At 69.0% G+C, this 26,211-nt stretch carries 25 protein-coding genes; 7 read left to right on the forward strand and 18 right to left on the reverse strand.

Features of this window, described 5'->3' with window-relative positions; all coding sequences use genetic code 11:
- Positions 1 to 32 precede the first annotated feature (32 nt).
- Positions 33 to 512, forward strand: a complete 480-nt coding sequence (locus VHD82_RS16785; protein WP_325703981.1) for an Lrp/AsnC family transcriptional regulator — start codon at positions 33 to 35, stop codon at positions 510 to 512.
- Positions 509 to 2,611 carry an AfsR/SARP family transcriptional regulator gene (locus tag VHD82_RS16790; protein ID WP_325703984.1) on the forward strand — a complete coding sequence of 701 codons (2,103 nt, stop codon included), beginning with the start codon at positions 509 to 511 and terminating at the stop codon, positions 2,609 to 2,611. The genes VHD82_RS16785 and VHD82_RS16790 overlap by 4 nt, the downstream gene beginning before the upstream one ends.
- A gap of 4 nt (positions 2,612 to 2,615) precedes the next feature.
- On the opposite strand, the gene manA is transcribed toward VHD82_RS16790, so the two are convergent.
- Genes manA through VHD82_RS16815 form a run of 5 tightly spaced genes read right to left on the reverse strand, consistent with a single transcriptional unit; the run spans position 2,616 to position 6,981 of the window.
- Positions 2,616 to 3,836, reverse strand: coding sequence for a mannose-6-phosphate isomerase, class I (gene manA / locus VHD82_RS16795; RefSeq protein ID WP_325703988.1), 1,221 nt, complete (start codon positions 3,834 to 3,836; stop codon positions 2,616 to 2,618).
- A gap of 56 nt (positions 3,837 to 3,892) precedes the next feature.
- Positions 3,893 to 4,978, reverse strand: a complete 1,086-nt coding sequence (locus VHD82_RS16800; RefSeq protein ID WP_325703992.1) for a hypothetical protein — start codon at positions 4,976 to 4,978, stop codon at positions 3,893 to 3,895.
- The gene (locus VHD82_RS16805; RefSeq protein WP_325703995.1) at positions 4,971 to 5,183 is read right to left on the reverse strand and encodes a Trm112 family protein; all 213 of its coding nucleotides are present in this window, start codon (positions 5,181 to 5,183) and stop codon (positions 4,971 to 4,973) included. The genes VHD82_RS16800 and VHD82_RS16805 overlap by 8 nt, the downstream gene beginning before the upstream one ends.
- 28 nt (positions 5,184 to 5,211) lie before the next feature.
- On the reverse strand, positions 5,212 to 6,567 hold the full coding sequence (locus VHD82_RS16810) for a phosphomannomutase/phosphoglucomutase (RefSeq protein WP_325703998.1): 1,356 nt from the start codon (positions 6,565 to 6,567) through the stop codon (positions 5,212 to 5,214).
- Between the two features lie 57 nt (positions 6,568 to 6,624).
- Positions 6,625 to 6,981, reverse strand: coding sequence for a DUF3499 domain-containing protein (locus VHD82_RS16815; RefSeq protein ID WP_325704002.1), 357 nt, complete (start codon positions 6,979 to 6,981; stop codon positions 6,625 to 6,627).
- A 73-nt stretch (positions 6,982 to 7,054) separates the two neighbouring features.
- Between VHD82_RS16815 and VHD82_RS16820 the strand changes: the two genes are divergently transcribed.
- Entirely contained in the window at positions 7,055 to 7,522 is a 468-nt protein-coding gene (locus tag VHD82_RS16820; RefSeq protein ID WP_325704005.1) for a metallopeptidase family protein, read from the forward strand.
- On the opposite strand, the gene VHD82_RS16825 is transcribed toward VHD82_RS16820, so the two are convergent.
- Both VHD82_RS16825 and VHD82_RS16830 read right to left on the reverse strand, forming a co-directional pair.
- A complete protein-coding gene (locus VHD82_RS16825; protein ID WP_325704008.1) occupies positions 7,506 to 9,374 on the reverse strand; it encodes a hypothetical protein in 1,869 nt (622 codons plus the stop codon). The two genes, VHD82_RS16820 and VHD82_RS16825, sit on opposite strands and share 17 nt — an antisense overlap.
- Before the next feature lie 101 nt (positions 9,375 to 9,475).
- Positions 9,476 to 9,730, reverse strand: coding sequence for a WhiB family transcriptional regulator (locus tag VHD82_RS16830; protein WP_243769807.1), 255 nt, complete (start codon positions 9,728 to 9,730; stop codon positions 9,476 to 9,478).
- 278 nt (positions 9,731 to 10,008) lie between these two features.
- Here VHD82_RS16830 and VHD82_RS16835 point away from each other — a divergent pair, with 278 nt between their 5' ends.
- On the forward strand, positions 10,009 to 10,788 hold the full coding sequence (locus tag VHD82_RS16835) for a site-2 protease family protein (RefSeq protein ID WP_325704011.1): 780 nt from the start codon (positions 10,009 to 10,011) through the stop codon (positions 10,786 to 10,788).
- Here the strand turns inward: VHD82_RS16835 and VHD82_RS16840 are convergent.
- The 3 genes from VHD82_RS16840 to mshB are packed head-to-tail and all read right to left on the reverse strand — an operon-like array spanning position 10,769 to position 12,586.
- A complete protein-coding gene (locus tag VHD82_RS16840; protein ID WP_325704014.1) occupies positions 10,769 to 11,467 on the reverse strand; it encodes a hypothetical protein in 699 nt (232 codons plus the stop codon). The two genes, VHD82_RS16835 and VHD82_RS16840, sit on opposite strands and share 20 nt — an antisense overlap.
- A 1-nt stretch (position 11,468) precedes the next feature.
- Positions 11,469 to 11,861: a hypothetical protein gene (locus VHD82_RS16845; RefSeq protein WP_325704017.1), complete on the reverse strand. Its 393-nt coding sequence runs from the start codon at positions 11,859 to 11,861 to the stop codon at positions 11,469 to 11,471.
- Entirely contained in the window at positions 11,861 to 12,586 is a 726-nt protein-coding gene (mshB, locus tag VHD82_RS16850; protein WP_414637535.1) for an N-acetyl-1-D-myo-inositol-2-amino-2-deoxy-alpha-D-glucopyranoside deacetylase, read from the reverse strand. The genes VHD82_RS16845 and mshB overlap by 1 nt, the downstream gene beginning before the upstream one ends.
- 179 nt (positions 12,587 to 12,765) lie before the next feature.
- On the opposite strand from mshB, the gene VHD82_RS16855 reads away from it, so the two are divergent.
- Positions 12,766 to 14,550 (forward strand): ABC transporter ATP-binding protein, encoded by a 1,785-nt coding sequence (locus tag VHD82_RS16855; RefSeq protein ID WP_325704023.1) that lies wholly within the window; start codon positions 12,766 to 12,768, stop codon positions 14,548 to 14,550.
- Between the two features lie 201 nt (positions 14,551 to 14,751).
- On the opposite strand, the gene VHD82_RS16860 is transcribed toward VHD82_RS16855, so the two are convergent.
- The 5 genes from VHD82_RS16860 to typA form a co-directional block, all read right to left on the reverse strand.
- Complete coding sequence (locus VHD82_RS16860) at positions 14,752 to 15,681, reverse strand: ABC transporter permease (protein WP_325704026.1); 930 nt, start codon at positions 15,679 to 15,681, stop codon at positions 14,752 to 14,754.
- A 1-nt stretch (position 15,682) separates the two neighbouring features.
- Positions 15,683 to 16,699, reverse strand: coding sequence for an ABC transporter permease (locus tag VHD82_RS16865; RefSeq protein ID WP_325704029.1), 1,017 nt, complete (start codon positions 16,697 to 16,699; stop codon positions 15,683 to 15,685).
- Positions 16,700 to 16,865: 166 nt separating this feature from the next.
- Positions 16,866 to 18,656 carry an ABC transporter family substrate-binding protein gene (locus VHD82_RS16870; RefSeq protein WP_325704032.1) on the reverse strand — a complete coding sequence of 597 codons (1,791 nt, stop codon included), beginning with the start codon at positions 18,654 to 18,656 and terminating at the stop codon, positions 16,866 to 16,868.
- A gap of 194 nt (positions 18,657 to 18,850) precedes the next feature.
- Complete coding sequence (locus VHD82_RS16875) at positions 18,851 to 20,575, reverse strand: ABC transporter family substrate-binding protein (protein ID WP_325704035.1); 1,725 nt, start codon at positions 20,573 to 20,575, stop codon at positions 18,851 to 18,853.
- A gap of 183 nt (positions 20,576 to 20,758) precedes the next feature.
- Positions 20,759 to 22,660, reverse strand: coding sequence for a translational GTPase TypA (typA, locus tag VHD82_RS16880; RefSeq protein WP_325704038.1), 1,902 nt, complete (start codon positions 22,658 to 22,660; stop codon positions 20,759 to 20,761).
- Between the two features lie 146 nt (positions 22,661 to 22,806).
- Here typA and VHD82_RS16885 point away from each other — a divergent pair, with 146 nt between their 5' ends.
- Positions 22,807 to 22,962 (forward strand): hypothetical protein, encoded by a 156-nt coding sequence (locus tag VHD82_RS16885; RefSeq protein WP_325704041.1) that lies wholly within the window; start codon positions 22,807 to 22,809, stop codon positions 22,960 to 22,962.
- Between the two features lie 18 nt (positions 22,963 to 22,980).
- Here VHD82_RS16885 and VHD82_RS16890 read toward each other — a convergent pair whose 3' ends face one another.
- Entirely contained in the window at positions 22,981 to 23,286 is a 306-nt protein-coding gene (locus VHD82_RS16890) for a YciI family protein (RefSeq protein WP_325704043.1), read from the reverse strand.
- A gap of 267 nt (positions 23,287 to 23,553) precedes the next feature.
- Between VHD82_RS16890 and trpS the strand changes: the two genes are divergently transcribed.
- Positions 23,554 to 24,519: a tryptophan--tRNA ligase gene (gene trpS / locus VHD82_RS16895; RefSeq protein WP_325704333.1), complete on the forward strand. Its 966-nt coding sequence runs from the start codon at positions 23,554 to 23,556 to the stop codon at positions 24,517 to 24,519.
- Here the strand turns inward: trpS and VHD82_RS16900 are convergent.
- Together VHD82_RS16900 and VHD82_RS16905 are read right to left on the reverse strand one after the other, a co-directional pair.
- Positions 24,503 to 24,898, reverse strand: a complete 396-nt coding sequence (locus VHD82_RS16900; protein ID WP_325704046.1) for a (deoxy)nucleoside triphosphate pyrophosphohydrolase — start codon at positions 24,896 to 24,898, stop codon at positions 24,503 to 24,505. The genes trpS and VHD82_RS16900 overlap by 17 nt on opposite strands.
- Positions 24,895 to 26,202 carry a sensor histidine kinase gene (locus tag VHD82_RS16905; protein ID WP_325704336.1) on the reverse strand — a complete coding sequence of 436 codons (1,308 nt, stop codon included), beginning with the start codon at positions 26,200 to 26,202 and terminating at the stop codon, positions 24,895 to 24,897. The genes VHD82_RS16900 and VHD82_RS16905 overlap by 4 nt, the downstream gene beginning before the upstream one ends.
- Positions 26,203 to 26,211 lie beyond the last annotated feature (9 nt).

The raw sequence follows: 26,211 nt of genomic DNA on the forward strand, positions 1-26,211 counted from the left end.
AGCTCCGAATTTGGTTCGACGAGAGGCGCCTGATGGCCGAGCTGGACGAACTTGATAAGGCGTTACTGCGGGAACTGCAGCGCGACGGTCGGCGCACGAACCGCGAACTGGCGGCCGCGACGGGGGTTTCGCCGTCCACGTCGTTGGAGCGCGTGCGGTCGATGCGTGAGCGGGGCGTGATCCGCGGGTTCCTGCTCGACGTGGATCTCGCCGAGCTCGGCCGCCCGGTGCAAGCGTTGATCGCGCTGCGCGTACGGCCGCCGTCGCGGAGGGTGATCGAGGCCTTCCGTGAGTGGGTCGCGCTGCTGCCGGAGACGGTCGGCGTGTTCGTGGTCTCCGGCGGCGAGGACTTCCTGGTGCACGTCGCGGTGCCGGACAACGAAAGCCTGTACGCGTTCGTCATCGACCGCCTCACTCAGCGCCCAGAGGTGGCCGACGTGCGCACGAGCGTGGTCTACGAGCACATCCGCAGCCGGGTGATCGAGCCCACCGAAACCAGGAGGACGCAGTGAACGTCGAAGGATCCACCCACCGGGAGGATGCGACGATGGCCAAGTTCGGGGTATTGGGCCCGCTCCGGGTCGAGGGCGGCAGTCTTCGGTTGCGCGGCGAACGGCAGCGGTCCCTGCTGGCGATGCTGTTGTTCCGCGCCAACGAAGACGTGCCGGTGCCACAGCTGGTGGACGCGCTGTGGATCGGTGAGCCGCCGAAGTCCTACGTCTCCAACCTGCACACCTACGTCCAGCGGCTCCGGCAGCGGCTCGACAGCGCGTGGATCGACCACACCGAGAACGGCTACCGCCTGCGTGTGTCCGAGCGCGACCTCGACCTGCTGGTGTTCCGGGCCGAGGCCGCCGAAGGCAGGCGCGCGGCGGCGCAGGGCGACCACGCCCGCGCGGCGAAGCATTTGCGCCGGGCCCTGGAGCAATGGCGCGGGCAGCCGCTCACCGACCTGCACGTGCCGCCGCTGGACACCGAAGCGAGCCGGCTGGAGGCCGAGCACCTCGGTGTCCTGGAGGACTGCATCGACGCCGAGCTGGCCATCGGCAAACACAACGAGCTGATCGGCGAACTGACCGCGCTGGCGGCCGAGAACCCGTTACGGGAGCGCACGGCCGCGCAGTTGATGATCGCGCTGCAGCGCGCGGGACGGCAGGCCGACGCGCTGTCGGTGTATCGGCGAACGCGCGCGCGTCTCGTCGAGGAGCTGGGCGTGGAGCCCAGCGGGGTGCTACGGCGAGCACAGTCGACGGTGTTGCGCGGCGAGGAACTGACGCCCGGCACGCCGTGGCCGATCTGCCAGCTGCCCGCGGATCTGCTCGATTTCTCCGGCAGGGCAACGGAAATCGACAAGCTGGCGGGACTGCTGAGCGAGCCGGGAATGCCGTTGGTGGTGCTCAGCGGCGAGCCCGGCGCGGGCAAGTCCACGCTCGCCACGAAGGTCGCGCACCGGCTGCGCACGGAGTTTCCGGACGGGCAGCTGTTCATCCCGTTGACCGGCACCTCGGCGCCGCGCGATGTCGGGGCGCTGCTCAACGACGTACTGCGCGCGCTGGACGTGAGCGGCTCGGCGATCCCGGACGACGTACAGGCGCGCGCGGCGGCGTACCGCGGGCTGCTCACCGACAGGCGCGTACTCGTCGTCCTCGACGACGCCGCCGATCCCGCGCAGGTGCGCGCGTTGCTGCCCGGCACGCCCGGATGTGCCGTGCTGGTCACCAGCAGGCGGCGGCTCAGCGCGCTGGAAGGGGCGCGCCGGGTCGAGCTGGGGCCGATGAGCGACGACGAAGCGAGCCTGCTGCTGGCACGCATCGCGGGGCCGGAGCGAGTCGCGGGCGAACGCGCGGCCGCGGCCCGCATCACCGCGGCCTGCGGCAACCTCCCCTTGGCGCTGCGCATCGCGGCGATCAGGCTCGCGATGCGGCCGTACCTCCCGCTCGCCGCTCTCGCCAGCAGGCTCGAGGATGTGCTGCGAAAGCTGGACGAACTGACTGTCAGCGATCTGCAGCTGCGAGGCAGCATCGCGTTGAGCTATCAGGCGCTGAGCCAGGACGCGCAACGCGGGTTACGCGCGATTGCCCGCTGCCGCAATGAAAACCAGCCCGGCTGGGCGGTCACGGCGCTGATCGACCGGCCGGATGCGGACCGCACGGTGGAAGAGCTGGTCGAGGCCGGCCTGCTGTGGCCCTACGGCGCCGACGCGACCGGCGAGCCGCGGTACCGGCTGCACGACATGGTGCGCGTGTTCGCCACCGAGGTCGGGGTGACGGAGGATTCCCGCGACGAGCGAGTCGCCTCGGTGCGCAGGCTCGTCGACGCGGCGATCAATCTCTCCGACGCCGCCGCCCGCGCGCTGCCCGGTGGCGCGCTGCTGCCTTCGGTGGAACTTCCGCCGCAGCCGCTGCCCGCGGAGTTCGTCGCGAAACTGCTCGCGGACCCGCAGGTGTGGTTCGAGACCGAACGCACGAACCTGCTCAGCGCCGTCGCGTCGGTCACCGCGCTCGGCTGGCGCCGCGAAGCCGAACTGATCATGGACCGGCTCGCTGTCTACCTCCGGCTGCGGTGCAACCACGCCGACCTGCGTACGGGCTACGACATCCTGGGCGCCTGAGGGGTTACTTTCCCGAAGTGGCACGGAAAAGCTGAGTCCGGCCTTCGCCGATCGGGCGGATCCGGACGGCCGGGTCGGAGGCCGGCAGCCACATCGACTCGCCCCGGCCGAGCGTCAGCTCCGTGCCGTCTTCGGCGCGCACCAGCAGTTTGCCCGCGGTGCACAGCAGAATCTGCGGCAGCCCGGACCGCACCAGCAGCTCGTCGTTCTTCCCCGCCGGCCACTCGTTGCGAGAGAGCTCGAACTCCGGCGCGTCGGTGTGGTAGACCGCGCCGCATTCGCTCGGTTCGCCGGTCAGGATCGGCATGTCGCAGCACTCGAAGTCGACCACCCGCAGCAGCTCGGGCACGTCCACGTGCTTCGGGGTGAGCCCGCAGCGCAGGATGTTGTCCGAGTTGGCGAGGATTTCCACTGCCGTGCCGTGCAGGTACAGGTGCAGGTTCCCGGCCGGCAGGTAGATCGCCTCGCCCGCGCTCAGCGTCAGCCGGTTCAGCAGCAGCGCGGCCAGCACACCCGCGTCGCGCGGATGCGCCTCGCCGAGCTCCAGCACCGTGCGGCATTCGACATCGAACTCGCCGTGTTCCTTCACATGCAGCACACAGGCGTCGAGCACCTCGGGCAGCAACTCGTCCAGGCTCGCCTGCGGCAGCGTGATCCAGGTGGTGAACAGCGCGCGCATCCCGTCGGAGTCGGGCTGCGCGGCGAGCAGTTCGGTGTACTTGGCCAGGCCCGGGGTCTCCACCGCGCGCAGGAGCTTGATCGTCCTCGTCGGCTCGCGGAAGCCGGCCAGCGCGTGGAATTCCGTCAGCGCGCAGACCAGTTCCGGCTTCGCTGTCGGGTCCGGGTAGTTGCGGTTCGACGCGTCACGCGGGATGCCTGCCGCTTCTTCACGCGCGTGCCCCTCCGCCGACTGCGCGGCCGACGGGTGCGCCTGCATGGACAGCGGTTCCTCGACCGCGAGAATCTTCAGCAGGAACGGCAACCGGTTGTTCCAGCGCCGCGCGCATTCCTCGCCGAGGTGCCCGACCGGGTCGCCTTCGAGCAGTTCCAGCAAAGTGCGCTCGACCCCGTCGGCACCGAGCACCCGCGACGGGTCTCCCGGATGCGCTCCCATCCAGAGTTCGGCCTCCGGGTGCGGAGCCGGCACCTCCCGGCCCTGCAGCTCCGGGATGGTGGTTCTGGACCCCCACGCGTAGGGCCGCACGGCATTGCGGAGCAGCTCCACTTTGTTCTCAACTCCTTGGGCACCCGTGCCAGGGCGCTTTCCGTCTTCAGCCGGTCTCACGCGGTAGCAGGCGCGTAATGACCGGCTCCCCCCAGGCTTCCCGCCGCGAGTCCGAGGTAGACCGCGGCCAGTTCGAACCGTAGCGCTAGCACTCCGGCTCGGACAGGCTCGTCACCGACGATCTCGTCGGCCGGGGCGATGAGCCCCGCACCCGGAAGGGTATGCGAGGCCTCATATCGGGCGGCGTCCGCGGTCGGGCCGGTGTGCAGCGCGAGCAGCAGTACCCGAGGTTTCAACCCCTGCTCGTCGAAATCCGGGTCGGCGAAGATGTCCTGCTCGCCGGAGCCCGACATAGCGGCGCGAAGCAGCGCGGGCCGCGCGACCGCCTGCCGGTAGTCGGCGGCGTCGCAGACCGTGCCCGCGTACGCACCCAACGCGTACGCCGCGTGCTCGGCGACCGCGACCGCCGCAGGGTCCAGGCCCCACAGCATCGGCAGCCGGTCGGCGAGGCGTAACGCCAGCGCCTTCGCCGGGTTGGCGAACGAATCGCGGCCGAGGTGCCCGCGTTCGGCCTCCGCGTCCAGCTGGTCGGCCAGCACCTCGACGTCGGCCACGAGCACGCCGAGCGCATTCGCGGTGAGCAGCCCGGCGGCGAGCCCACGGGCGAAAGTCAGCTCCGGCGGCACCGGGATCCGCGGCGCGAGCAAAAGCCCCTTGCCCGCGATCGACGCCGCGACCGGCCCGTCCTGCGGGCCCGAAAGCACGACCGTCGCGCCGTAGCGGCTCGCGCGCTCGATGCCCGCGGCCAGCTCCCGGTCGGCCGGGTCGTCGGTGTGCGCGAACACCACGTCCAGCGCACCGATCCAGCTCGGCACGGCGTCGGTGATCACGACCGGCACCGGGCACGAGGGCATCAACAGCGCGGCCAGCAGCTTGGTCAGCGCGCGGCCGACCCCGGGCCGGACGACGAGCACCAGCGCACGCGGGCGGCCGAGGTCGAGCCGGTCGGCGAGCTCGATCTCGGCGGCGAGCTCGGTGACGGAGCGAACCTGGGCACCGGCCATCGCCGCGGCGCGAAGCAGGCCGGATGTGTCGGCCTCCGCCAGCCGCGCCGGGTCGTCGAGCAGGGTGTCGTCAAGCACCGTCGGAGTCACCGGAGTCCGGTCCGGTCGCCTCGTCGAGCAGGAGCACCGGAATGCCGTCCCGTACGGGGAAACTGCGCCCGCAGGACGTGCACGTCAGCGCCTCGGCGTCGGGGTCGGCCGGAGTGCCCGGACGCAGCGGGGCGTGATCCGGCGACGGGCACGCGAGAATCTCCAGCAGCTGGGCATCAAGCGTGAGGGGCATGCTTTCTCCTTACCACGCCGGCTGGTTGTCAACCACGGACGATCGCCAGCACTTCGTCGGTGAGCACCCGCACCGCGTCCTCGTCCGGCGCCTCCACGTTGAGCCGCAGCAGCGGTTCGGTGTTGGACGGGCGGAGATTGAACCACGAGCCGTCGCCGAGATCGACGGTCAGCCCGTCGAGCTCGTCGATGGTGACCCCGGGGCGCTTGCCGAACTCGTCCTTGACCGCAAGCTGCTTCGCGACCTGGTCGTCGACCGTCGAGTTGACCTCGCCCGACGCGGCGTAGCGCTTGTACTCCGCGGTGAGCGCGGACAGCGTGCCGTCCTGCTCGCCGAGCGCGGCCAGCACATGTAGCGCGGCCAGCATCCCGGTGTCGGCGCGCCAGAAGTCGCGGAAGTAGTAATGCGCCGAGTGCTCGCCGCCGAAGATCGCGCCGGTGCGCGCCATCTCCTCCTTGATGAACGAGTGCCCGACGCGGGTACGCACCGGCTTGCCGCCGTGCTCGGCCACGATCTCCGGCACCGCGTGCGAGGTGATCAGGTTGTGGATGATCGTCGCGCCCGGCTCCTTGGCCAGCTCTCGGGTGGCGACCAGCGCGGTGATCGCGCTCGGCGAAACCGGGTCGCCGTTCTCGTCGACCACGAAGCAGCGGTCGGCGTCCCCGTCGAACGCCAGGCCCGCGTCCGCACCGACCTCGCGCACCTTCGCCTGCAGGTCGACGAGGTTCTTCGGGTCCAGCGGGTTGGCTTCGTGGTTCGGGAAGCTGCCGTCGAGCTCGAAGTACATCGGCACGATGTCGATCGGCAGTCCCTCGAACACCGTGGGCACGGTGTGCCCGCCCATGCCGTTGCCCGCGTCGACCACGATCTGCAACGGGCGCACGCCGGAAAGGTCGACAAGGTTGCGCAGGTAGGCGGCGTAGTCGGCGAGCACGTCGCGCTTGGTCACCGAGCCGGCCTGCCCGTCGAACGCGGGCACGCCCTGCTCCACGGTGTCGCGGATTTCGGCGAGGCCGGAATCCTGGCCCACCGGGGCGGCGCCGGCGCGGCAGAGCTTGATGCCGTTGTACTTGGCCGGGTTGTGGCTCGCGGTGAACATCGCGCCGGGCAGGTTGAGCGAGCCGGCGGCGAAGTAGAGCTCGTCGGTGCTGGCCAGCCCGATGGACACCACGTCGAGGCCCTGCGAGGTGACCCCTTCGGCGAACGCGTCGGCCAGCCCCGGCGAGGACTCGCGCATGTCGTGGCCGATCACCACCGACGGCGATTCGGGTTTGATCAGCAGGGCGAACGCGGCCCCGAAGTCGCGGACGAGCGCGGCGTCCAGCTGCTCGCCGACCACCCCGCGGATGTCATAGGCCTTCACGATGCCCGACAGGTCTGACACGCGCCTCTCCCCGACTTCCTCGACAACTTTCGATGCCGGAAAGCGTACCGGGAGAAACTAGGAGATCGGATCCGGCAGGACCCGCAGATGTCCGCGCCGCCCGGACGAGCTGTCCGGCTCCGGCGGAGGCGAGGGGCGATCGGTGCGGCCGGCTTCGCGAACGGCTTCGGCGAGGGCGGTCAGCTCGTCGTCGGAGCGGTCCGGAGCGGCGAAGGCACCTTCGTGCCGCACGACTTCCCAGCCCTTGGGGACGGTCAGCCGGAGCGCGTGCTCTTCGCACAGGTCGTAGGAGTGCGGCTCGGACGCCGTCGCGAGGGGACCGACCACCGCGGTCGAATCGCTGTAGGCGTAGGTCAGCGTGGCGACCGCGGGTTGCAGGCACCCCGTCCGCGAACACTTTCGTACGCTCGACACGCATCGGACGATAGCGCCTTCCACCGGCAACTGTGCGCAGGCACACCGCAATGGGGCGCGTAACCTTCCTCCTGTGTCTACGGCTCGCAGTGCACGACAACAGCGCCGCATCCGGCGTGACCGCCATGGGCGCGGGCTGCGCGGACCGCTGTACCCGGCCTCGCTGCCGGCTGCGTCCAGCCGCGCGGAAAAGTTCGACCAGCTCGTGCTCGACGCGCTCGAACCGATCGAGGCCCGCTGGCGCGACCAGCTGACGAAGCTCGACGTCGCGGTGGACGAGGTGCCCGAGGTGCGCGGCCCCAGCCATTCGCTGCAGGCAGAGGGCATCCTGCACGACGGCGCGGTGCCACTGTCCAGGCTGGTCCCGGCCGGTGTGGACCGCAGCGGGCTGCCCACCCGCGCGCGGATCGTGCTCTACCGGCGCCCGCTGGAAGCGCGCGCGAAGGACCCCGCCGAGCTGGGCGAACTGGTGCACGACGTGCTCGTCGAGCAGGTCGCCGGTTACCTCGGCGTGGAGCCGGACATCATCGAAGGCGACTAGGCCCGGGCACGGACGTCAGGGTCGCGAAGAGCACCGCGGCCACCTGCACCAGCAGCAGCACGTCTCGCAGTGTCGACGGGAGCTCCACGAGCACGTCGGACTGCCCGGTGGGTACGGCGACGGCGACCTGGTGCCCCCACGCGGGCACGATCGGCGCCGGCTTGCCGTCGACGGTCGCGTGCCAGCCGGCTTCCAACTCGGCGGACAGCACCAGCAGCCGCCCGGCCACGCCGTCTGAGACGCGCACGTGCACGTCGGGCAGCGTCGCGTCGACCGGGGTGACGCCGGCCGTCGTCGATGGCGCCGAGGACTGGACGGCCTGTTTGGCGACCGCCGGCGGCACGAGCACGACCTGGCCCGACGGCGCGAGCAACCGGAGCACGGCGCGACCATCCGCCGTCGGCTGGACCGCGACGGCGAGATCCGGCGCCACGGCGACGACGGACGAAGCCTCCTCGCCCTCGGGCAGCACGATGAACAACGCGCCCGACGCGGCAGCGGCCGACAGCGCGGCACGGGTGGCACCGGAGGACGGTTGCTGCAACGCGTTCTGCCATGACGTGAGGCGCGCGGGCGTGTTCGCGGTGAGCGCCAGCTGATCGTCGCCGTACGACGGCAGCCGGTTACCGGTCTGGAAGGTGACCTGGTCGCCGGAGCCGACGACCACGACGGACCGGCCGGTGCGCGCCAGTTCGTCGGACTGAGTCGCCGCGAGTTTGTCGCCGCCACCGGAATGCAGCGGCCCGCCACTACCGGCGACGACGGCACCGGTGCCGAGCGCCGCGATGAGCAGAATCCCTGCCACCGCAGCAACTTTCGGCAACAACGAGCTTTCGGTCTTGACCTGGGACGCGGTCAGGACGATCCACAACAGCCCGGCGCCGACCATCAGCAGCGGCACCCCGGTGAAGCCCGTCGACGAGATGCCGCCCTGTAGCGACGGCACCGGCACGAGCAGCACGACCACCAGCCCGATCACGCCCAGCACGAGCGCACCGAGCCCCGGGCTGATCAACGCGCGCGGGCGGAGCACGACGGCCGCGATCGCCACGACGATCACGAGCACGCCGATCGGCCAGGCGCCGGCGCCACCCGGATCGAGCCCGGCGAGATCGGCCGAGGTCGGCACCTGCCCTGGGCCGCTGAGCCCGTGCAGGAACAACGCCGGCTGGTTGACCAGCACCGTCGGCCACGGCAGCAGCAGCGCCAACGGCAGCAACACGACGATGCCGACCGACGCGATCCGCCGCAACAGCCCGTCGACCGGCGGCAGCACCACGAACCCCGCGACCAGGCCGAGTAGCGCAAGCCCGTGTGCCAGCGGGGAAAACGCGCCCAGCAGCGCGACACCGACCGCGCACCACGACGACGCGTGCAGCCATCGCCCACCGGTGCGGGCGAGCAGCGCCGCGATGCCAGAGATCACCAGTGGCAGCAGGATGTGCACGGCCACTACGTCGAACCGGCCCTGCGCCACCGAAGCCGTGGCGGCCGGCAGCAGCCCATACGCGGCGGACACCCCGGCCCGCGCCCAGCGCGACACCGAGAGCCGGCGCGTGGCCACGTACGCGGACAGTCCCGCGAACGCCGCGTCACCGATCAGGAGGATCGCGATGAGGGCCGCCGGCCCGCCGATCGGGGTGAAGATCGCCCCCGCTATGCCAAGCACGGCAAGGGAAGCCGGGGCGGCGCTAGCGGTGCCGCCACCGACGGGATGCCACCCCGCGAGATACATCGACCACATCCGGCCGAGGTCGCCCACCGGCAGCAGACGACCACCCGCGAGGTCCAGGCCGAGTCGACTTCCGTTGAGTACCAAGCCGATCACGGCCAGCACCACGAAAAGAACCACCGGAGGCGAACTCCTCCGGGCGAAGGACACGCGGCCCTCCGATTGCTCCTCGGCCAACGCCGCCTCCAGTACTCGCCCGCTTGTTGCCGCGGGAAAGTACCTTAGACCGCGCGTTTCTTGAGCTTGCGACGCTCCCGTTCGGACAGTCCGCCCCAGATGCCGAAGCGCTCGTCATGGGCCAGGGCGTACTCGAGGCACTCGCCCTTCACTTCACAGCCCTGACAAATCCGCTTGGCCTCGCGGGTGGATCCGCCCTTCTCCGGGAAAAACGCCTCCGGATCGGTCTGCGCGCACAGCGCGCGGTCCTGCCACTCCGGTGGCTCTTCGGGGTCGAAGAGGTCGGTGAACTCGCCCAGCTCCGTCTCCGGGCTCGCTCCCCAATCCACGACTTTCCCCCATTCCCTTCCGTCTGCTTCCAACCGCACTTCCGCCTCCTCTGCTTCCACGCACTCCCCAGGCTGGCGGTGTTGAAGCCGCACCCGACACCCCCTTCCAGCGCCGAATGACAGCAATGTGATTACACCCGTGTAATGCGGCCAGGTCAAGCCGAGTACCGAGTTTGGGGGACCCTTCGGCCCGATCGCGCAAGGGGACACGCCGACAACGAACCGGGCGGATACGACAGACTGTCCTCGTGCAGAGATCAGCGGTCCGTCCAAGCCCTGTGTTCTTCGGCATCCTCGCGCTCACGGTCGTGGGTGGGGTGCTGGCCGCCTTCGGTGATGCCGACTCGGTCCTGAGCTCCTCCCGCGATCCCATGCTGGTGGCCGGGATTTTCCTGCTGGTGGTGGCCGGCTGGGCGCTGTCGCTGACCCTGCACGAGTTCGGCCACGCCTTCCTCGCCTACAAGGGCGGGGACCATTCGGTGGTCGGCAAGGGCTATCTCACGATGGACGTCCGGCACTACACCGACCCGGTGCTGTCGCTGGTGCTGCCGCTGATCCTGCTGGCCATCGGCGGTATCCCACTGCCGGGTGGCGCGGTGTGGATCAACCGGTGGGCGCTGCGTTCCCGTGCCGCGGCCTCGTGGGTGTCACTCGCCGGGCCGCTGGCCAACCTCGTCATCGGCGTCCTGCTCAGCCTCGCGGTGGCCTATATCCCGATGGCCGCCGGGCTCGGCTTCGGCCTGTCGTACCTGGCGCTGCTGCAGGTCCTGACCTTCGTGCTGAACATCCTGCCGGTGCCGGGGCTGGACGGGTTCGGCGCGATCGAGCCCTACCTCTCGCCGCAATCGCGTGAGTTCGCCGCGAAGGTGCGGCCGTGGGCGCCGCTGGCGTTGTTCGCGCTGCTGTTCGCGGTCGCCCCGGTGCAGAACCTGTTCTGGGACATCGCGGACTTCGTGTTCAGGGCCATCGGCGGCGACCAGGTCTCGGCCGCGCTGGGTAACTACGCCTTCATGTTCTGGCGCCACTGAGCCAGCGGGTGCTGCGCTTGGCCACGTGTTTGAGACCGTTGCGCTCGCCGAGATAGTCGCCTGCCATCCCGACCACCGGCAGCGCGCCGAGCATGTGGTGGAAGAAGCGGCCGTGCGGCCGTTTCTCGAGTTCACCGGAGATGGCCAACAGGGACCTGCCCATCCGCCACAGCGCACCGGCCGCGGCCTTGGCCGAGAGCTTCCTGGTGTGCTCGGCGGGTTCGGAGAACTCGCCCGCGAGTTTCACGGTCTCGGCGTCTTCCTGCTCGTCCTGGCCGGCGGCGAGCGACGGGTCGATTTCGCGGTCGAACAGCACCCAGCCGATGAGCCGCACCCGCTCACCGATGTCGTCGATGCCGTACTCGTCCGCGATCGCGCACAGCAATACACCCTGCGCGCTCGCGCCGATCGCGTCCTGCACCGGCAGCCGGTCGGCCAGCGCGCCGCCGATCCCGGGGATCGCCGTCACCAGCGCGGTCAGCCTGCCGACCCGGTTGATCCACCACCGCACGCGTTCGTCGATGGTCAGCTGCGTCCACGCCGGCGTGCCCGGCAACCGTTTCCCGGCCAGACCGTCGAGCCTGCCCGGAGTGCGCAGCGCCGCGACCACCGGCCGTGCCGCGCGCACGAACGGCCGCAGCACCTTCACCACCTGACGATCGGAAATCGCCTGCGCCACTTCATTTCCTCCCAGTAGCGAGAGCGCCACCCAGGGTCATCGCGGCGGGCAGCGCGCCGCCCGCGATGAGCAGCAGCGCCCGCCAGTCCTGGACGAGCACGAGATCGCCGCCCGGCCCGAACAGACCGAGCACCACGATGGTGAGTACCCACAACACCAGTGGCGCGAACGCGGCACGCGGCTTGACGAGTTTCCCCGCCTGCAGGACGAGCAGCGGGGTGGTGACGATCGCGACCACGACGGTGAGCGGCATCGGGACGGCGCCGAGCTTCGGCAGCAGGGTGCCGTCCAGCCGCAATGGCAGGAAGAACAGCTCCAGCGTGGCCAGCAGCACCGTGTCGAGCAGCAGCAGGGCCAACAGCCCGCCGCGCGCGAACGGCTTCTCCTCGGTCATCACAGCCCTCCGAACAGGTCCGTCCCGGCGCCCTCGGCGGGCCCGCGCACCAGTGTGAAGGACTCGGTTTCGCCGATCGGCTGCGCCACCCCGTTGGACAGCGCGAACTCGGGCGGCCGGACGCTGATCTGGGTGGCGTGCGCACCCATGGCGGCGATCTTCGCGTCGAGCTGCCCGCGGATGTCGACGACGGTGGTCGCCTCAGTGTCCGGGCGCGGGTCCGCCCCACCGCCGCTGGCGATGTGGAAGAGCCGTGGCACGTCGTGAGCGGCGGCCATGGTGATCTCGTGCGCACGGATGTGGTCCGGGTGCCCGTAGCCGCCGAAAGCGTTGTAGGTGACCACGACGTCCGGCCTGATCTCGTCGAGGATTTCGCGCAATTGCGCGGTTTGTTCTTCGAGCGGGCCGCCGGCGAACGCGCGCGGATGTGCCGCGGCGGGCGTGCCTGCCATCCCCGAATCGCGCCAGCGCCCTATTCCACCGAGAAAACGGTGCCCGGTCACCCCGAGCGCACGACAGGCCACCGCCAGTTCACCGGCGCGGTAACCGCCCAGCTGATCCGCGGCCCACGAGCCGAGCTGCGCCAGCTCCGGCGGGATGATCTCGCCCTCCTCGCCCAGCGTGCAGGTCACCAGGACCACTTCGGCCCCGGCAGCGGCGTAGCGGGCCATGATCCCGCCGGTGGTAATGCTTTCGTCATCAGGATGGGCGTGGACCAGCAACAACTTGGAAATCACCGGGATTAGACTAGCGGCGCGTAGCGTCTCGGTTGAGGGTGGCGGCGGGCGACGGGTGGGCGACAATATTTCCCTCGCGCCGAGCATCGGTGCCGAGACCTCGGATATCCTCGCGCGAAGTCCCGGCGAACAGCTGATGACGAACGATCCCCCACGAAGGGCCACTGGTGAGCACTGAAGCGACGACGGCGAGACTGGCCGCCTCGGGTTCCGTACTGTCCATTTCCGACCTGAAGATCTCCTTCCAGACCGAAGACGGCATCGTCGAAGCGGTCCGGGGGATCGGGTTCGACGTGAATCCCGGCGAGATCGTCGCCGTCGTCGGCGAGTCGGGTTCGGGCAAGTCCGTCACTTCGATGTCCGTGCTCGGGCTGCTGCCCAAGACCAGCAAGATCGAGGGCGATCTGCGCCTTGACGACCGGGAACTGGCCGGGCTGAAGGACAAGGAGCTCCGGAAGATCCGCGGCAACGACATCGCGATGATCTTCCAGGAGCCGATGAGCGCGCTCAACCCGGTGTTCACCGTCGGCTGGCAGATCCGCGAAGCGCTGCGCGCGCACCAGGACATCTCCAAGAGCGCCGCCGACAAGCGGGCCATGGAGCTGCTGGACATGGTCGGCATCCCGAACCCGGAAGAGCGGTTCAAGCAGTACCCGCACCAGCTTTCCGGCGGTCTGCGGCAGCGTGTCGTGATCGCGATGGCCATCGCGTGCGACCCGAAGGTCATCATCGCGGACGAGCCGACCACCGCGCTGGACGTGACCGTGCAGGCGGAGATCCTCGGCCTGCTGCGCAAACTGCGGGACACCCTGAACACCGCGATCGTGCTGATCACACACGACATGGGCGTGGTGGCCGACCTCGCCGACCGGGTCGTGGTGATGTACCAGGGCGAGATCGTCGAGCAGGCCCCGGTGCACGACCTGTTCGCCGCGCCGAAAGAGGACTACACCAAACGCCTGCTCGCCGCCGTGCCCGTGCTCGGCCAGCGCCCCGAAGGCCGCCGCCTGCTGGACGAAGCGCCGCTGGCGATGGACAGCGAGGAAGCGGAGAAGATCGCCGAGGAGATCCGCCTCACCGACGCCGAACTCGAGGCCCAGATCAAGGCGGACGCGCCCGCACTGGAGATCAAGGACCTGATCCTGGAGTACCCCGGCAAACGCGGCCAGGCCCGCAATCGCGCGGTCGACGGGGTTTCGCTGCACATCGACAAGGGCGAGATCGTCGGCCTCGTCGGGGAATCCGGTTCGGGCAAGTCCACCGTCGGCCGCTGCGCGATCCGCCTGCTCAAGCCCACCGGCGGCTCGGTTTCGGTGGCGGGCAGGGACATCACGAACCTGTCCACAAAGGAACTGCGCCCGCTGCGCCGGTACTTCGCCATCGTCTTTCAGGACCCGGCCTCGACCCTGGACCCGAAGATGACGATCGGCGAGTCGATCGCCGAGCCGATGGTGCTGCACAAGATGTTCTCCGGCAAGGGTCTCAACGACCGCGTGGTTTCCCTGCTGGACAAGGTGGAGCTGTCGGGCCACTATCGCAACCGCTACCCGCACGAGCTCTCCGGTGGGCAGCGGCAGCGTGTTTCCATCGCCCGCGCCCTGGCGCTGGACCCGCAACTGCTGATCGCCGACGAGCCGACATCCGCGCTCGACGTGTCGGTGCAGGCGCGTGTGCTGGACCTGTTCCTGGGGCTGCAGCAGACCCTCGGGTTCGCCTGCCTGTTCATCAGCCACGACCTCGCGGTGGTGGACCTGCTGGCCGACCGGGTCGCGGTGATGCAGCGCGGGAAGCTCGTCGAGGTCGGTACGCGTGACCAGGTGCTGCACTCGCCGAAGGAGGACTACACCAGGCGCCTCCTCTCCGCCGCTCCGGTCGCCGACCCGGTCCTGCAGGCCCAGCGGCGCGCCGCCTGGGAGGCCGGGAAGCTGGCTCCGGTGGCCGCTGCCGATTGATTCACGGCCGAGAAGAGCCCTGCCGGGTACGGCAGGGCTCTTTTTTGTTGCAGGGGCCCATTCTTGGTGGCAGCCGACCCCGGTGGGGTCGTCCCGTCGCCCGCGACCCCGAGAACGCAAGCTCGGCCGCCGGGAAATCGTTGCCGGGAAACGAAAAGTGCCCCTCCCCTGGCACGGGGAAGGGCACTTTCGGTCTGGAACTTACGCCTTCATCCGGCGCTGCCTCGGGTCGAAGGCATCCCGCAGACCATCACCGACGAAGTTGATCGAGAGCGAGATGAGCACCAGCACGACGAACGGGCCGAAGAACAGCCATGGGCGGTTCTGCACCTGTGCGTAGTTCTCCAGGATGATCCGGCCGAGCGAGGTGTCCGGCGGTTGCACGCCGAGGCCGATGAAGCTCAGCGCGGCCTCGACGAGCACCGCCTGCGCGACGGCCAGGGTCGCGTTCACCGTGATGCTGCCGACCATGTTGGGCACCAGGTGGCGGAAGATGATCCGCCCGGTACCCGCGCCGGCCGCCCGCGCCGCTTCGACGAATTCCCGTTGGGACAAGGCCATTGCCTCGGCCCGGGTGATCCGCGCGATCGGCATCCACGCGAACAGTGCCAGCACGATCGCGACCACGAACCAGCTGCCGTGCCCGAAGACCTTCGCCATGATGGCCGCCGCCGCGATCTGCGGAACGATCAGGAACAGGTCTGTCAGCCGGGACAGCGACGAGTCGGTGAACCCGCGCAGGTAACCGGCCAGCGAACCGAAGATGACACCGATCAGGGTGGCCACCACGGACACGATGATCGCGATCAGGAGCGAGAACTGCGTACCGCGCAGGATCTGCGACACCATGTCCTTGCCGACCTGCGTGGTGCCCAACGGGAAGTCACTGCTCGGCGGCGCGAACGACGGGAAGCTCGCGTCCTCGTACGCGTGCGGCCAGAAGATCGGCATGATGATCGCGACGAGCACGATGACCAGCAGCACCACGGTGCTGATCATGGCCAGCTTGTGGTGCAGGAACTTGCGCAGTACGAGCCGGCCCTGGCTGACCGGCTCCGGAAGTGCCTCGGGAGGCAGGATGCCTTCGCGCTCGGCGGTCGAGGCCGCCTCGCCGGCAACCAAAGAGTTCATGTCAGCCAACGCGAATCCTCGGGTCCATGATGCCGTACAGCAGGTCTGCGATCAGGTTGGCGAGCACCACCATCGCGGCGACGACCACCAGCCAGCCCATCAAAACGTTCGGGTCGTTGTGCGACACCGACTGGACGAGCAGCGTTCCCATCCCATGCCAGTTGAACACGGTCTCGGTGATGATCGCGCCGGTCAGCACCTGGCCGAAGTTCACCGAGAACAGCGTCGCCACCGGGATCAACGCGTTGCGGAACGCGTGCCGGAAAATGACGCGGGAACCCGAAATGCCCTTCGCCCGCGCGGTGCGGACGTAGTCCATGTTGAGCGTTTCCAGCATCGAAGCACGCTGGAAACGGCTGTACGCGGCGAAACTGATCGCCATGATCGACAGCGTCGGCAGCAGGTACGCGCCGGAATATCTCGCCAGGAAATCACCGAAACCGGTGGATGTCAGCGTTTCCGGGCTGGTGGTTCGCAACCATGGATTGCCGAGCCAGTCGCTCAACCCGATGTCGTGAATCCACACGTTGAGCTGAATCGCGTAGGTCTTGAGCACCACCGCGACACAGAAAATGGGCATCGAGAACAAAAAGAATGCCAGCGTGGTCGCGACGTAGTCGATGATCGAGTACTGCTTGACCGCGGCCAGCACGCCGACCGCGACACCGACGATGAGCGCCAGGATCTCGGCGCCGACCACCAGTTTGATGGTCACGTCGAAGGCACCCATCACCTTCGGGAACACCGGCTGCATGGCGTTGCCCTGTGCGACCGAAACGCCCCAGTCACCGGTCAGGAAATTACCAAGCCAGTGGAAGTAGCGCGGGATCAGCGGCATGTCGAGACCCAGCTGACGCGCGGTCTCGGCGACGGCTTCGGGGTTGATGTTCGGCCTGCCCCGGAGCTCGGCGAGCGGGTCCCCGGCGGCGGCCACCATGACGAATACCAGGAACGTCCCCACCAGCAGCACGGGGATCGATATCGCCAGGCGGCGAAGAATATAAATAACCAGGTTCAACGAGAATGCTCCTCATCCGGGCCTGGCCGGAAGTATGCAGCCGCGCCCGTGTCCACCGTAATGGGGGTCGCCCAACGATCGACAGCTACTTCCGGAGGAAATCCGGGGGCCGGGTTCGTGACCCGGGCCCCCGGACTCCACCAGGTGAATCCGTTAGTGCGGCAGCTTACTTCTGCGCCCACTCACCGGCGTTCCACAGCGCACCGTTGTACGACTGCATGTAGACCTTGTCGATGCCCTGGAAGGCCCACATCGACGGGGTCGCGAACAGCGGCAGCGAGGCGTAGTCGTTCGCGATCTGCGCGTCCGCCTGCTGGTAGAACTTCGTCGCGGTGGCGTCATCCGTCGCCACGACCGCCTGCTTGAAGGCGTCGTCGACCTTCGGGTCGCTGTAGTTCTGCCAGTTCTGGTTACCACCGGTGGTGTACAGCGGCTGCGACTGCGACTTGAACGGCGCCTGCGACCAGCCGAAGAGGGCGATGTCGTAGTTACCGGTCGAAACGCGGCCACCCGAGAGGAACGTCGGGTCGTTGTCGTTCTTGATCTCGATACCCGCGGCCTTGGCCTGCGACTGGATCAGCTCGACGGTCTGGTCGCGACGCGCGTTGTTGTTGTGCGAGATCGTGACCGAGTACCGCACGCCGTTCTTCTGGTAGATGCCGTCGGCACCGAGGGTCCAGCCGTCGGCTTCCAGCGTCTTCTTCGCCTCGGCCGCGCCCTGGCCCGACTTGTCGGCGTACACGTCCTGGTAGCCGGCGTCACCGGGCTGGTAGATCAGGCTGCCCAGCGGAGCGGCGTCCGACTGGACCTCCTTCAGCAGCTTGTCGACGATCTCCTGGCGGTTGACCACCTGGAAGAACGCCTTGCGCGCGGCTTCGTCCTTGAGGACCGGGTTCTTGTACTGCATGTCCAGGTGCTCATACGTCAGCTGCGGGGCGGAACCGTAGGTCACGCCCTGCGCGGCCAGGCCCTTGAGGGTGTCGGCCGCGGTCGCGTCCGGCTGTGTGGAGGCCACGACCTGGATCTCACCGTTCTGCAGCGCGGTGGCCATCGCCTTGGTGTCGGAGAACTGCTTGACGACGATCTTGGCCGGACCGCCCTTGGCGCCGATCCAGTTCGGGTTCTTCTCCAAGGTGACCGCACCCTGGTTCTGGTCGAACGCGGTGATCATGTACGGCCCGGAAGCCGGCATGAGGTCCTTGTTGAAGCCCTTCCACTCGTTGGTCCAGAAGTCGCCGGCCTTCTTCAGCAGCGCCGGGTCACTGGTCGGAGTGAGCTGGGTGATGTCCGGGATGCCGGTCTTGGCCTCCAGGATGTGCGCGGGCAGCAGCTGCGCGCTGTCGAACAGGCCCTTGTAGTCGATGTAGGGCTGCGAGTAGGTGGTGACGAAGGTCTGGTCGTCGACGCACTTCGCGCTGTCGATCAGGTCATAGCCGGTGGTGGACGCGGAGTTGAACGACTTGACCTTCCCGCTGCCGGCGAGCCAGCCCAGGTAGTAGTCCTTGCAGTTCCACGGGGCACCGTCCGACCACTTCACGCCCGGCTTGATCTTGTACTCGACCGTGTAAGGGTTGGTGGACGTGACGTTCCAGGAGTCCAGCACATCGTTGTTGAGCAGGACCTTGTTGTTGCCGTCGAGGACGTCGGAACCCGCCAGCACTGTGGTGATGACGTAGTAGTTGTACGACGTGTTCGTGTCCGGGGTCTGGTTGTTGTATGCCGAATACGTGTCATCGATACCGACCGTGACGGTACCGTTCCACGCCGGAGCATCCCCCAGTTTGAACGTGCCGGCGCTGGCGTTTTCCGCCTTGCCGACAGCCATGCTCTTGACATCGGTGCTCGAACCGTTCTGGTCCGTGCTCCCGCTGCCGCTGCCGCCTCCGCTGCAGGCGCTCAGCACGAGCGCCGCAGTCGCGGCCACGGTTAAGGCCGAGGCTGCTTTCCATCTGCTCATTTACGTGTGCCCTCCTAGCACTGGACCCATAAGGTCCACACCACTCCGGCGTTAGGCCGGAGCTTATGTCACACCGGATGCACGCGTCCGGCGCACTGCCGGAGAACGCTAGAAAGGCGAGCACACCGAGTCACCACCCTGAGAGCGATTGTGACCAAAGGGTGACTTCCAGCTAACATGAGGACATACGTTGGTTACTTGCCGCCACGTGTCCAGTTGACGGCTGACCCAAACGGCCCAACCATCGAGGGCCCCGGCGTCAAACCGGAAATGCCGGAACCGATCGCCAGTGTGTCGGCCAGCTGGAAAAGCGGCAACACGGTGTGCAGCGCCCACAGCTTCGGTTCCAGTTCGGACAATCCCTCGGCGAGCGTTTTGGTCCCGGCGAGTACGGCGTCGATCGTCGGCTGCAGTTCCGCGTCGCAGACCGCGGCCGGATTCGCCGGCACCACGGCGGTGTTCGTGGAAGTGGTGGCCTGACCGGGGCGGCAGCCGAAGGTGGAGGCCAGCACCGTCGCCGGGTCGCCGCCGACGGCGGTCGGCAGCACCGCGATGTCGACCCCGACGGAACCGGAACCGTCGGTGGTGGCCTGGCCGTTCTTCGCGACCGGCATGGCCAGCAGGTTGGAGAAGAGGTCGCGCGGCTGCGGGTTGATCACACTGACCTGCACGCCCGCCGCCGTGAGCTCGGTGGACAGCTCCTTGGCGATGCTCGCGTACGGCTCCTGCGTGCCCGGCGAGGCGATCACCAGGGTCAGCGGTTTGCCGTCCTTGCGCCAGGTGCCGGCGTCCTTGGTGTAGCCGGCGCTCTTCAGCAGCGCCTCGGCCGCAGCGGGGTCGGGCGTCGACGCGTTCGCCGGAATCGTTGCGGCATAACCGTTTTCGGACGGCGGAAGAACTTGGGCGTCGGCCCGCAGCCCGGCCGAAGGCCCGCCGCCGGTGCCCTCGTCGATGAGCTTGTTGCGGTCGATCAGCGCGGCCACGCCGGCGCGGACGTCGTTGTCGACCAGCGCACCGTTGGCCGGCCTGAGCAACACGCTCGCCACCCGCGGGCTCGCGACGGTGCTCAACTGCACCGAAGGGCCGAGCGCCTGCAGTTGCTGCAGCCCGACGCTGTCGGTGCGGGACATCGCGAATTGGTCGTTACCACTGCGCAGCGCCGTCGCCAGCCCGGCCTGATCCGAGCGGCGCAGCACGATCTGGTCCACGGCGGCCGGTTTGTCCCAGTAACGCTCGTTGCGTTCCAGGATGATCTCGCCGCGCGCGTTGTCCAGTTGCTTGATGGAGAACGGTCCGCCATAGGCCGGGAAACTGCCCTGTAATGCGCTCTGCCAGCCTCCTGGAGCGTCTTTCAGCAGATGCTGGGGCAGGAGGTCGGAAAAGAGCGTGCGCCACCCTGGATAAGGCTGTGAGAACGTCACCTCGACCTTCTTGCCGCCCTCGCCCGGCTGGATGTTCGAGATGAGCCGGTAGCCCGCGGGCTCGACCACCCCGGGCTGGTCACGCATCGCGTCGGCGAGGTAGACGAAGTCCTCCACCGCGATCGGGGCGCCGTCGGACCAGGACGCGTCCTGGCGGATCTCGTAGGTGACCGTGAACGGCTCCTGCGAGGTGACCTGCGCCGAGCGCATCAGCGTGGTGTCGAGCTGGTACTGGCCGTCGTCGGACTGGCGGAACACCGAGGGCAGCAGCAACTGGGACAGCGCGGTGGTGATCGTGGACTGGTCGGCGAGGTTGTGCGGGTTGTAGCCGCCCACGATGTCGTCCATGCCGATCACGATCTGTGACGGGCTGGGCGCGGCCGAGGTGGTGGACTGCGCCACCGGTGACGTCACGATGGGCGCCGGCGGAGTGGACGTGCAAGCGGCGAGCACGGCGGCCAGCAGCGCGATCAGCGCTGCCGCTTTGCCTGTCCGCACACTGCCTCCCCTGGCGCTGAGCCCACGATGGTGCCATAAGGCCTGTTGACGTGGTACCGAGATTGCCAGACCGGCCTCGGGCGCCGTTCACCGGATCAGGTACCGCCAAAAGGTTGACGTCTCACACCTGATCGGGGTTCCACCGGTTTCCGGCCCGGGTGCGCACACCCGGGCCGGCACTGCTCAGCCCTGGTCGCGGCTCTTCAGCCGCGAACGCTCCTTGGCGCGCTGGGAGATGTCCAGCGTCACCTTGCGCACGCGGACCACGTCCGGCGCGACCTCGACGCACTCGTCGACGGAGCAGAACTCCAGCGCCTCTTCGAGGCCGAGCTTGCGCGGCCGGGCGAGGCGCTCCAGCTCGTCACCGGTGGACGAGCGCATGTTGGTGAGCTTCTTCTCCTTGGTGATGTTGATGTCGAGGTCCTCGGCGCGCGGGTTCTCGCCGACGACCATGCCCTCGTACACCTCGGCACCCGGCTCGACGAAGAACGTGCCGCGGTCGGCGAGCTGGATCATCGCGTACGCGGTGATGGGGCCGGACCGGTCGGCGACCAGCGAGCCGCTGTGCCGGGTGCGGATGTCGCCCGCCCACGGGAAGTAGCCCTCGAACACGTGGTTGGCGATGCCGGTGCCGCGGGTCTCGGTCAGGAAGTCGGTGCGGAAGCCGATCAGACCGCGCGCGGGCAGCACGTACTCGATCCGGATCCGGCCGGTTCCGTTGCCGCCCATGTGTTCCATGCGGCCCTTGCGCGCGGCGAGCAGCTGCGTGATCGAGCCGAGGTGCTCCTCCGGCGAGTCGATCGTCAGCCGCTCGAACGGCTCGTGCAGCTTCCCGTCGATGACACGGGTGACCACCTGGGGCTTGCCGACGGTCAGCTCGAAGCCCTCGCGGCGCATCTGCTCGACCAGGATCGCCAGCGCCAGCTCACCACGGCCCTGCACCTCCCAGGTGTCCGGGCGCTCGGTGGGCAGCACCTTGATGCTCACGTTGCCGACCAGCTCCTGGTCGAGGCGCGCCTTGACCAGGCGGGCGGTGACCTTGTCGCCACCGTTGCGGCCGGCCAGCGGCGAGGTGTTCACACCGATCGTCATCGAGATGGCGGGCTCGTCCACGGTGATCCGCGGCAGGGCTTCCGGGTTCTCCACGTCGGCGAGGGTGTCGCCGATCGTGATCTCCGGGATGCCCGCGATGGCGACCAGATCACCGGCCGCGGCCTCCTGCGCCGGCACGCGCTGCAGCGCCTCGGTGACCAGCAGCTCGGAGATGCGCACGTTCTGCGTCGTGCCGTCCTCCCGCAGCCACGCCACGGTCTGGCCCTTGCGGAGCTTGCCGGAGTGGATGCGGATCAGCGCGATGCGGCCGAGGAAGTTCGACGCGTCGAGGTTGGTGACCAGTGCGCGCAGCGGGCCTTCGATGTCGGCCTGGGGCGGCGGCACGTGGCGGAGCAGGGTGTCGAAGAGCGGGTCGAGGTTCTCACTGTCGGGCAGCTCGCCGTCCGCGGGCTGCTCCAGGCCGGCTCGCCCGGCGCGCGCGGAGGCGTAGACGACCGGCAGGTCGAGTACCGCGTCCAGATCAGCGTCCTCGATGTCCCCGGCCAGGTCGAGCAGCAGGTCGTGGGTCTCCTCGACGACCTCGGCGATCCGGGCGTCGGGGCGGTCGACCTTGTTGACCACCAGCACGACCGGCAGCCCGGCCTCCAGGGTCTTGCGGAGCACGAACCGGGTCTGCGGCAACGGGCCTTCACTGGCGTCCACCAGCAGCACCACACCGTCGACCATGGCGAGGCCGCGCTCGACCTCGCCGCCGAAGTCGGCGTGGCCGGGGGTGTCGATCACGTTGATGGTGACCGCGCCGTCGGCCGTCCGGCGGTGGATGGCCGTGTTCTTGGCCAGGATGGTGATGCCCTTCTCCCGCTCGAGCTCGCCGGAGTCCATCACGCGGTCGACCATCTCGGCGCGCTCGGCGAAGGCGCCGGACTGCCTGAGCATGGCGTCTACGAGGGTGGTCTTGCCGTGGTCGACGTGCGCCACGATGGCCACATTGCGGAGGTCTGTGCGGACCTTCTCGGCAGTTGCTGCGGGCACGCGAGGACTCCTGTACTAAAAGGGGTGAAAGTGGAGAACGCCCCGGGCCGACTCTGGCCATAGGCGGTCGCGTCCAGGATACCCTTTGCCCGTTTGTGACCAGCACCACGCCGCGATCATGGTTAGGTTCACCTACCCTAACCCTTGTGGGCAAGAAGGATGCGGACCCCAAGGCGGTCGTCCGCAAACTCATGAAGCGCGGCAAGGTCAAGAAGGAGTGCTGCCGCTCGAAACCGCGCTGCCGCAAATGCCCCGTGCTCGCCCTGCAGCAGGCGAAAACGGATCTGCGCAAGGCAGCTTGAGGTCTTCTCGGGGGATGTTCAGGCCGTGTGCGCGACCGCCTCGTTGAGCAGCCGCACCTCGGGCGCGGTCCGCGTCGCGGAGAACTCGACCACCTCGTACTTCGCGAGATGACCGACCGAGAACGGATCGGTGCCGAGGATCGCGTCGAGCTTGCCCCGGGCCATCGGCCGCGTGATGATCACGCCGCCGTTGCGCGGATTCCGGCGTCCGGCGGCGAGGAATTCGCCGGCCTGGAAATGCTTGTCGAGCCATTTCGCATGGTCCGGCAGCGCGTAGTCGACTTCTTCCAACGGGGCTGTATAAGTCAGCAAGACGACGTACATGCTTTGACGGTAACCCCGTCCGCGCGCCGTGACAGCTGTTAACCGGGGTGCGTCGTGGCTGATTCATCACTTCGGCAAAGCGCTGGTAAAGCGGCTGGCGGCAAGGGTTTCCGGTCGGCTAAGCTTTCCCCATGCGTAGCTTCTCGGGACTGTGGTGGCCGCCCATGGCGGCCCTTGTTCCCGTGCGCTGACACGAAATGTCGACGAGGCCGCCCGCGTGGCGGCCTTCGTCGTTTCCGCGGGTGGCGTGAACCCGAAGGAAATCCGATCATGAGGTTCTCCGGAATCACTCCCTCCGGCCACACCCAGCTGGGCAACTACCTCGGTGCGATCAGCCGCTGGGCGGCCGACGGCGGCGCGGAGGACCTGTACTTCGTCTCCGACCTGCACGCCATGACCACCACGCACAACCCGGCCGGGCTGCGCGGCCGGGCCACCGAAATGCTGGCCGTGCTCATCGCGTCCGGGATCCCTGCCGAGCGCGTGTTCGTGCAGTCCGATCTGGCCCGCGAACTCGGCGCGCTGACCTGGATCCTGGAGTGCACCTGCTCCTACGGCGAGGCCGCGCGGATGATCCAGTTCAAGGAGAAGGCCAAGGGGCAGGCCGGGGTCCGGCTCAGCCTGCTCACCTATCCGGTGCTGATGGCCGCGGACATCCTGTTGCAGGGCGCGTCCGACGTGCCGGTCGGTGAAGACCAGCGGCAGCACGTCGAACTGGCCAGGGCGCTCGCGCGGCGGTTCAACTCGACGTACGGCGAGGTGTTCACGGTGCCACGCGCGGTGCTGCCGCATGCCGGGGCCAGGGTGCGCGATCTGGCCGACCCCACCCGGAAGATGTCGAAGTCCACAAGGGACTCCGCCGGGGTGGTGTTCGTGCTCGACGAGCCGGAACTGGTGCGCCGCAAGTTCCGCAAGGCGGTCACCGACGGCGAATCGGTGCCCGCCTACCAGCCGGAAGAGCGGCCGGGGGTGGCGAACCTGCTGGAGATACTGGCCGTGTGCACCGGAACCACGCCACCGGAAGTGGCCGGCCAGTACCGGTCCTACGGGGCGCTGAAGGACGCCGCGGCGGACGCGGTGATCGAGACGTTGCGCCCGGTCCGGGAACGCACCCTCGAACTGCTCGACGACCAGGAGGAGCTGACGAGGATCCGCAAGGCCGGCGCGGCCAGGGCGGCCGAACGGGGTGAGCACCGGCTCTCCTCGGCGCTCCGGCTCATCGGGGCGGGGTGAGCAGCGCCCGCAGCTCCGGCAACAGTTCGAGATCGGCGGGCAGCCACTGCAGATCGTCCAAAGCGGACAGATCTATCCAGCGGAGATCCTTGTGCTCCAAGGCTTTTGGTTCGTTCCTCGGATCGGCCAGCCGCGCGGCATAGGCCTTGAGCACCAGCCCCGGCCGCAGTTGCACGTCGGCGCCGACCCTGGCGCCGACGTGCACCGCGACGCCGAGTTCCTCCATGCATTCCCGGCGCAGGGCCGCGGGCTCGGACTCGCCGGCTTCCACCCGGCCGCCCGGCAGTTCCCACCGCCCGGCGACTTCCGGCGGGTAAGCGCGCTGCTGGGCGAGCAGGGCGTCGCCCCGCACGATGGCCGCTCCGACGATCACTCTCACGAAGTGGAGACGTTACCGGCCCGCCGCCAGGTCACCTGGAAGCGGGCACCACCCTCGGGCGACTCACTGACAGTGACCCGGCCACCCCGTCGCCGTACCGCTTCCGCGACCATCGCGAGCCCCAGCCCGGTACCGCCGGAAGAGCGCGAACGGTCGTCGGCGACGCGGTAGAACCGGTCGAAAACGCGTTCGCGGTGCTCCGGCGGGACCCCTGGCCCGTCGTCGTCGACGACCAGCCGGACCATCGAATGCCCGGCCAGCACGGACACCACGATCTGCGAGCGCGCGTACCGGCATGCGTTGCGCAGCAAGTTGTTCAGCACGAGTTCGACCTCCGACGGCGCGGCGTGCGCCCAGACCTGCCCGCCTGCCCCGCTCACCCGCGCCGCCGGGGCGCCTGCCGGAAGCCGGTGCACCGCCGCGCGCGCTTCGGTCATCAGCTCCACGGGCTCGGCCGCGGGCAGCTCGCCGGCGTCGGACCTGGCGAGCGCGAGCAGGCCGTCCAGCAGTGCCGACAGGCGTTCCGCCTCGGCGAGGACGTCGGCCAGGGTTTCCTGTGCCAGCTCGGGATCCGGGTTCGCCACGGCCACCTCGGCCTGGACCCGGATGGACGCGACGGGCGAGCGCAGCTCGTGCGCGGCGTCCCCGGTGAACCGCCGCAACCGCAGGCTGGCCTCCTCCTGGCGGGCCAGCAAGGCGTTGAACTCCTTGGCCAGTGCCCGAAGTTCGTCCTTCGCCTCGGGGATCGGCAACCGCTGCCCCGGCGGCAGCGCGCGCACGGATCGCCGCATCCGTTCGACCTGGCGCAGGGCCGTCCGCACCACCAGCCAGGTCGCGGCCGCCACCACCAGTGCGCCGATCGACGCGGCCGCGAACAGCCAGTGCGAGCCGGTGCGCGCCGACTCGGCCAAGCCGATCAGGCCGGTGCCGGCGACCACGAGCCGCATTTCCCCGTCGGGCGCGGTCACCACCGCCGCACGCCAGCGTTGCGCCACCGGCTCGCCGGTGTCGATCGACTCTCCCGCTTTCAGCGCGCGCACCACGCCAGGGGTGAGATCGGGGACCGGCGCGACGCCGTCCACCGGCGTGCCCGTGGTGTCCAGGACCCGGACCGTCACGCCGTCGAAGGGCGCCGGCATCCGTCCGGCCGAAACCGCGGCCGATGCCGGAGCGAGCGCGTCGCCCAGCTCGGTGTCCACCGCCTGCAACCGCAACGGGCCGAGGCCGCGGCCGGCGATCACCGCGAGCCCGAGCAGTACGCCCAAGGTGACGGCGGCCGCGGGCACGGTGATCCGCAGCCACATCGGCCAGCG

Origin of the sequence: Amycolatopsis sp. (assembly GCF_035546795.1) — a bacterium.
Lineage (GTDB): Bacteria > Actinomycetota > Actinomycetes > Mycobacteriales > Pseudonocardiaceae > Amycolatopsis_E.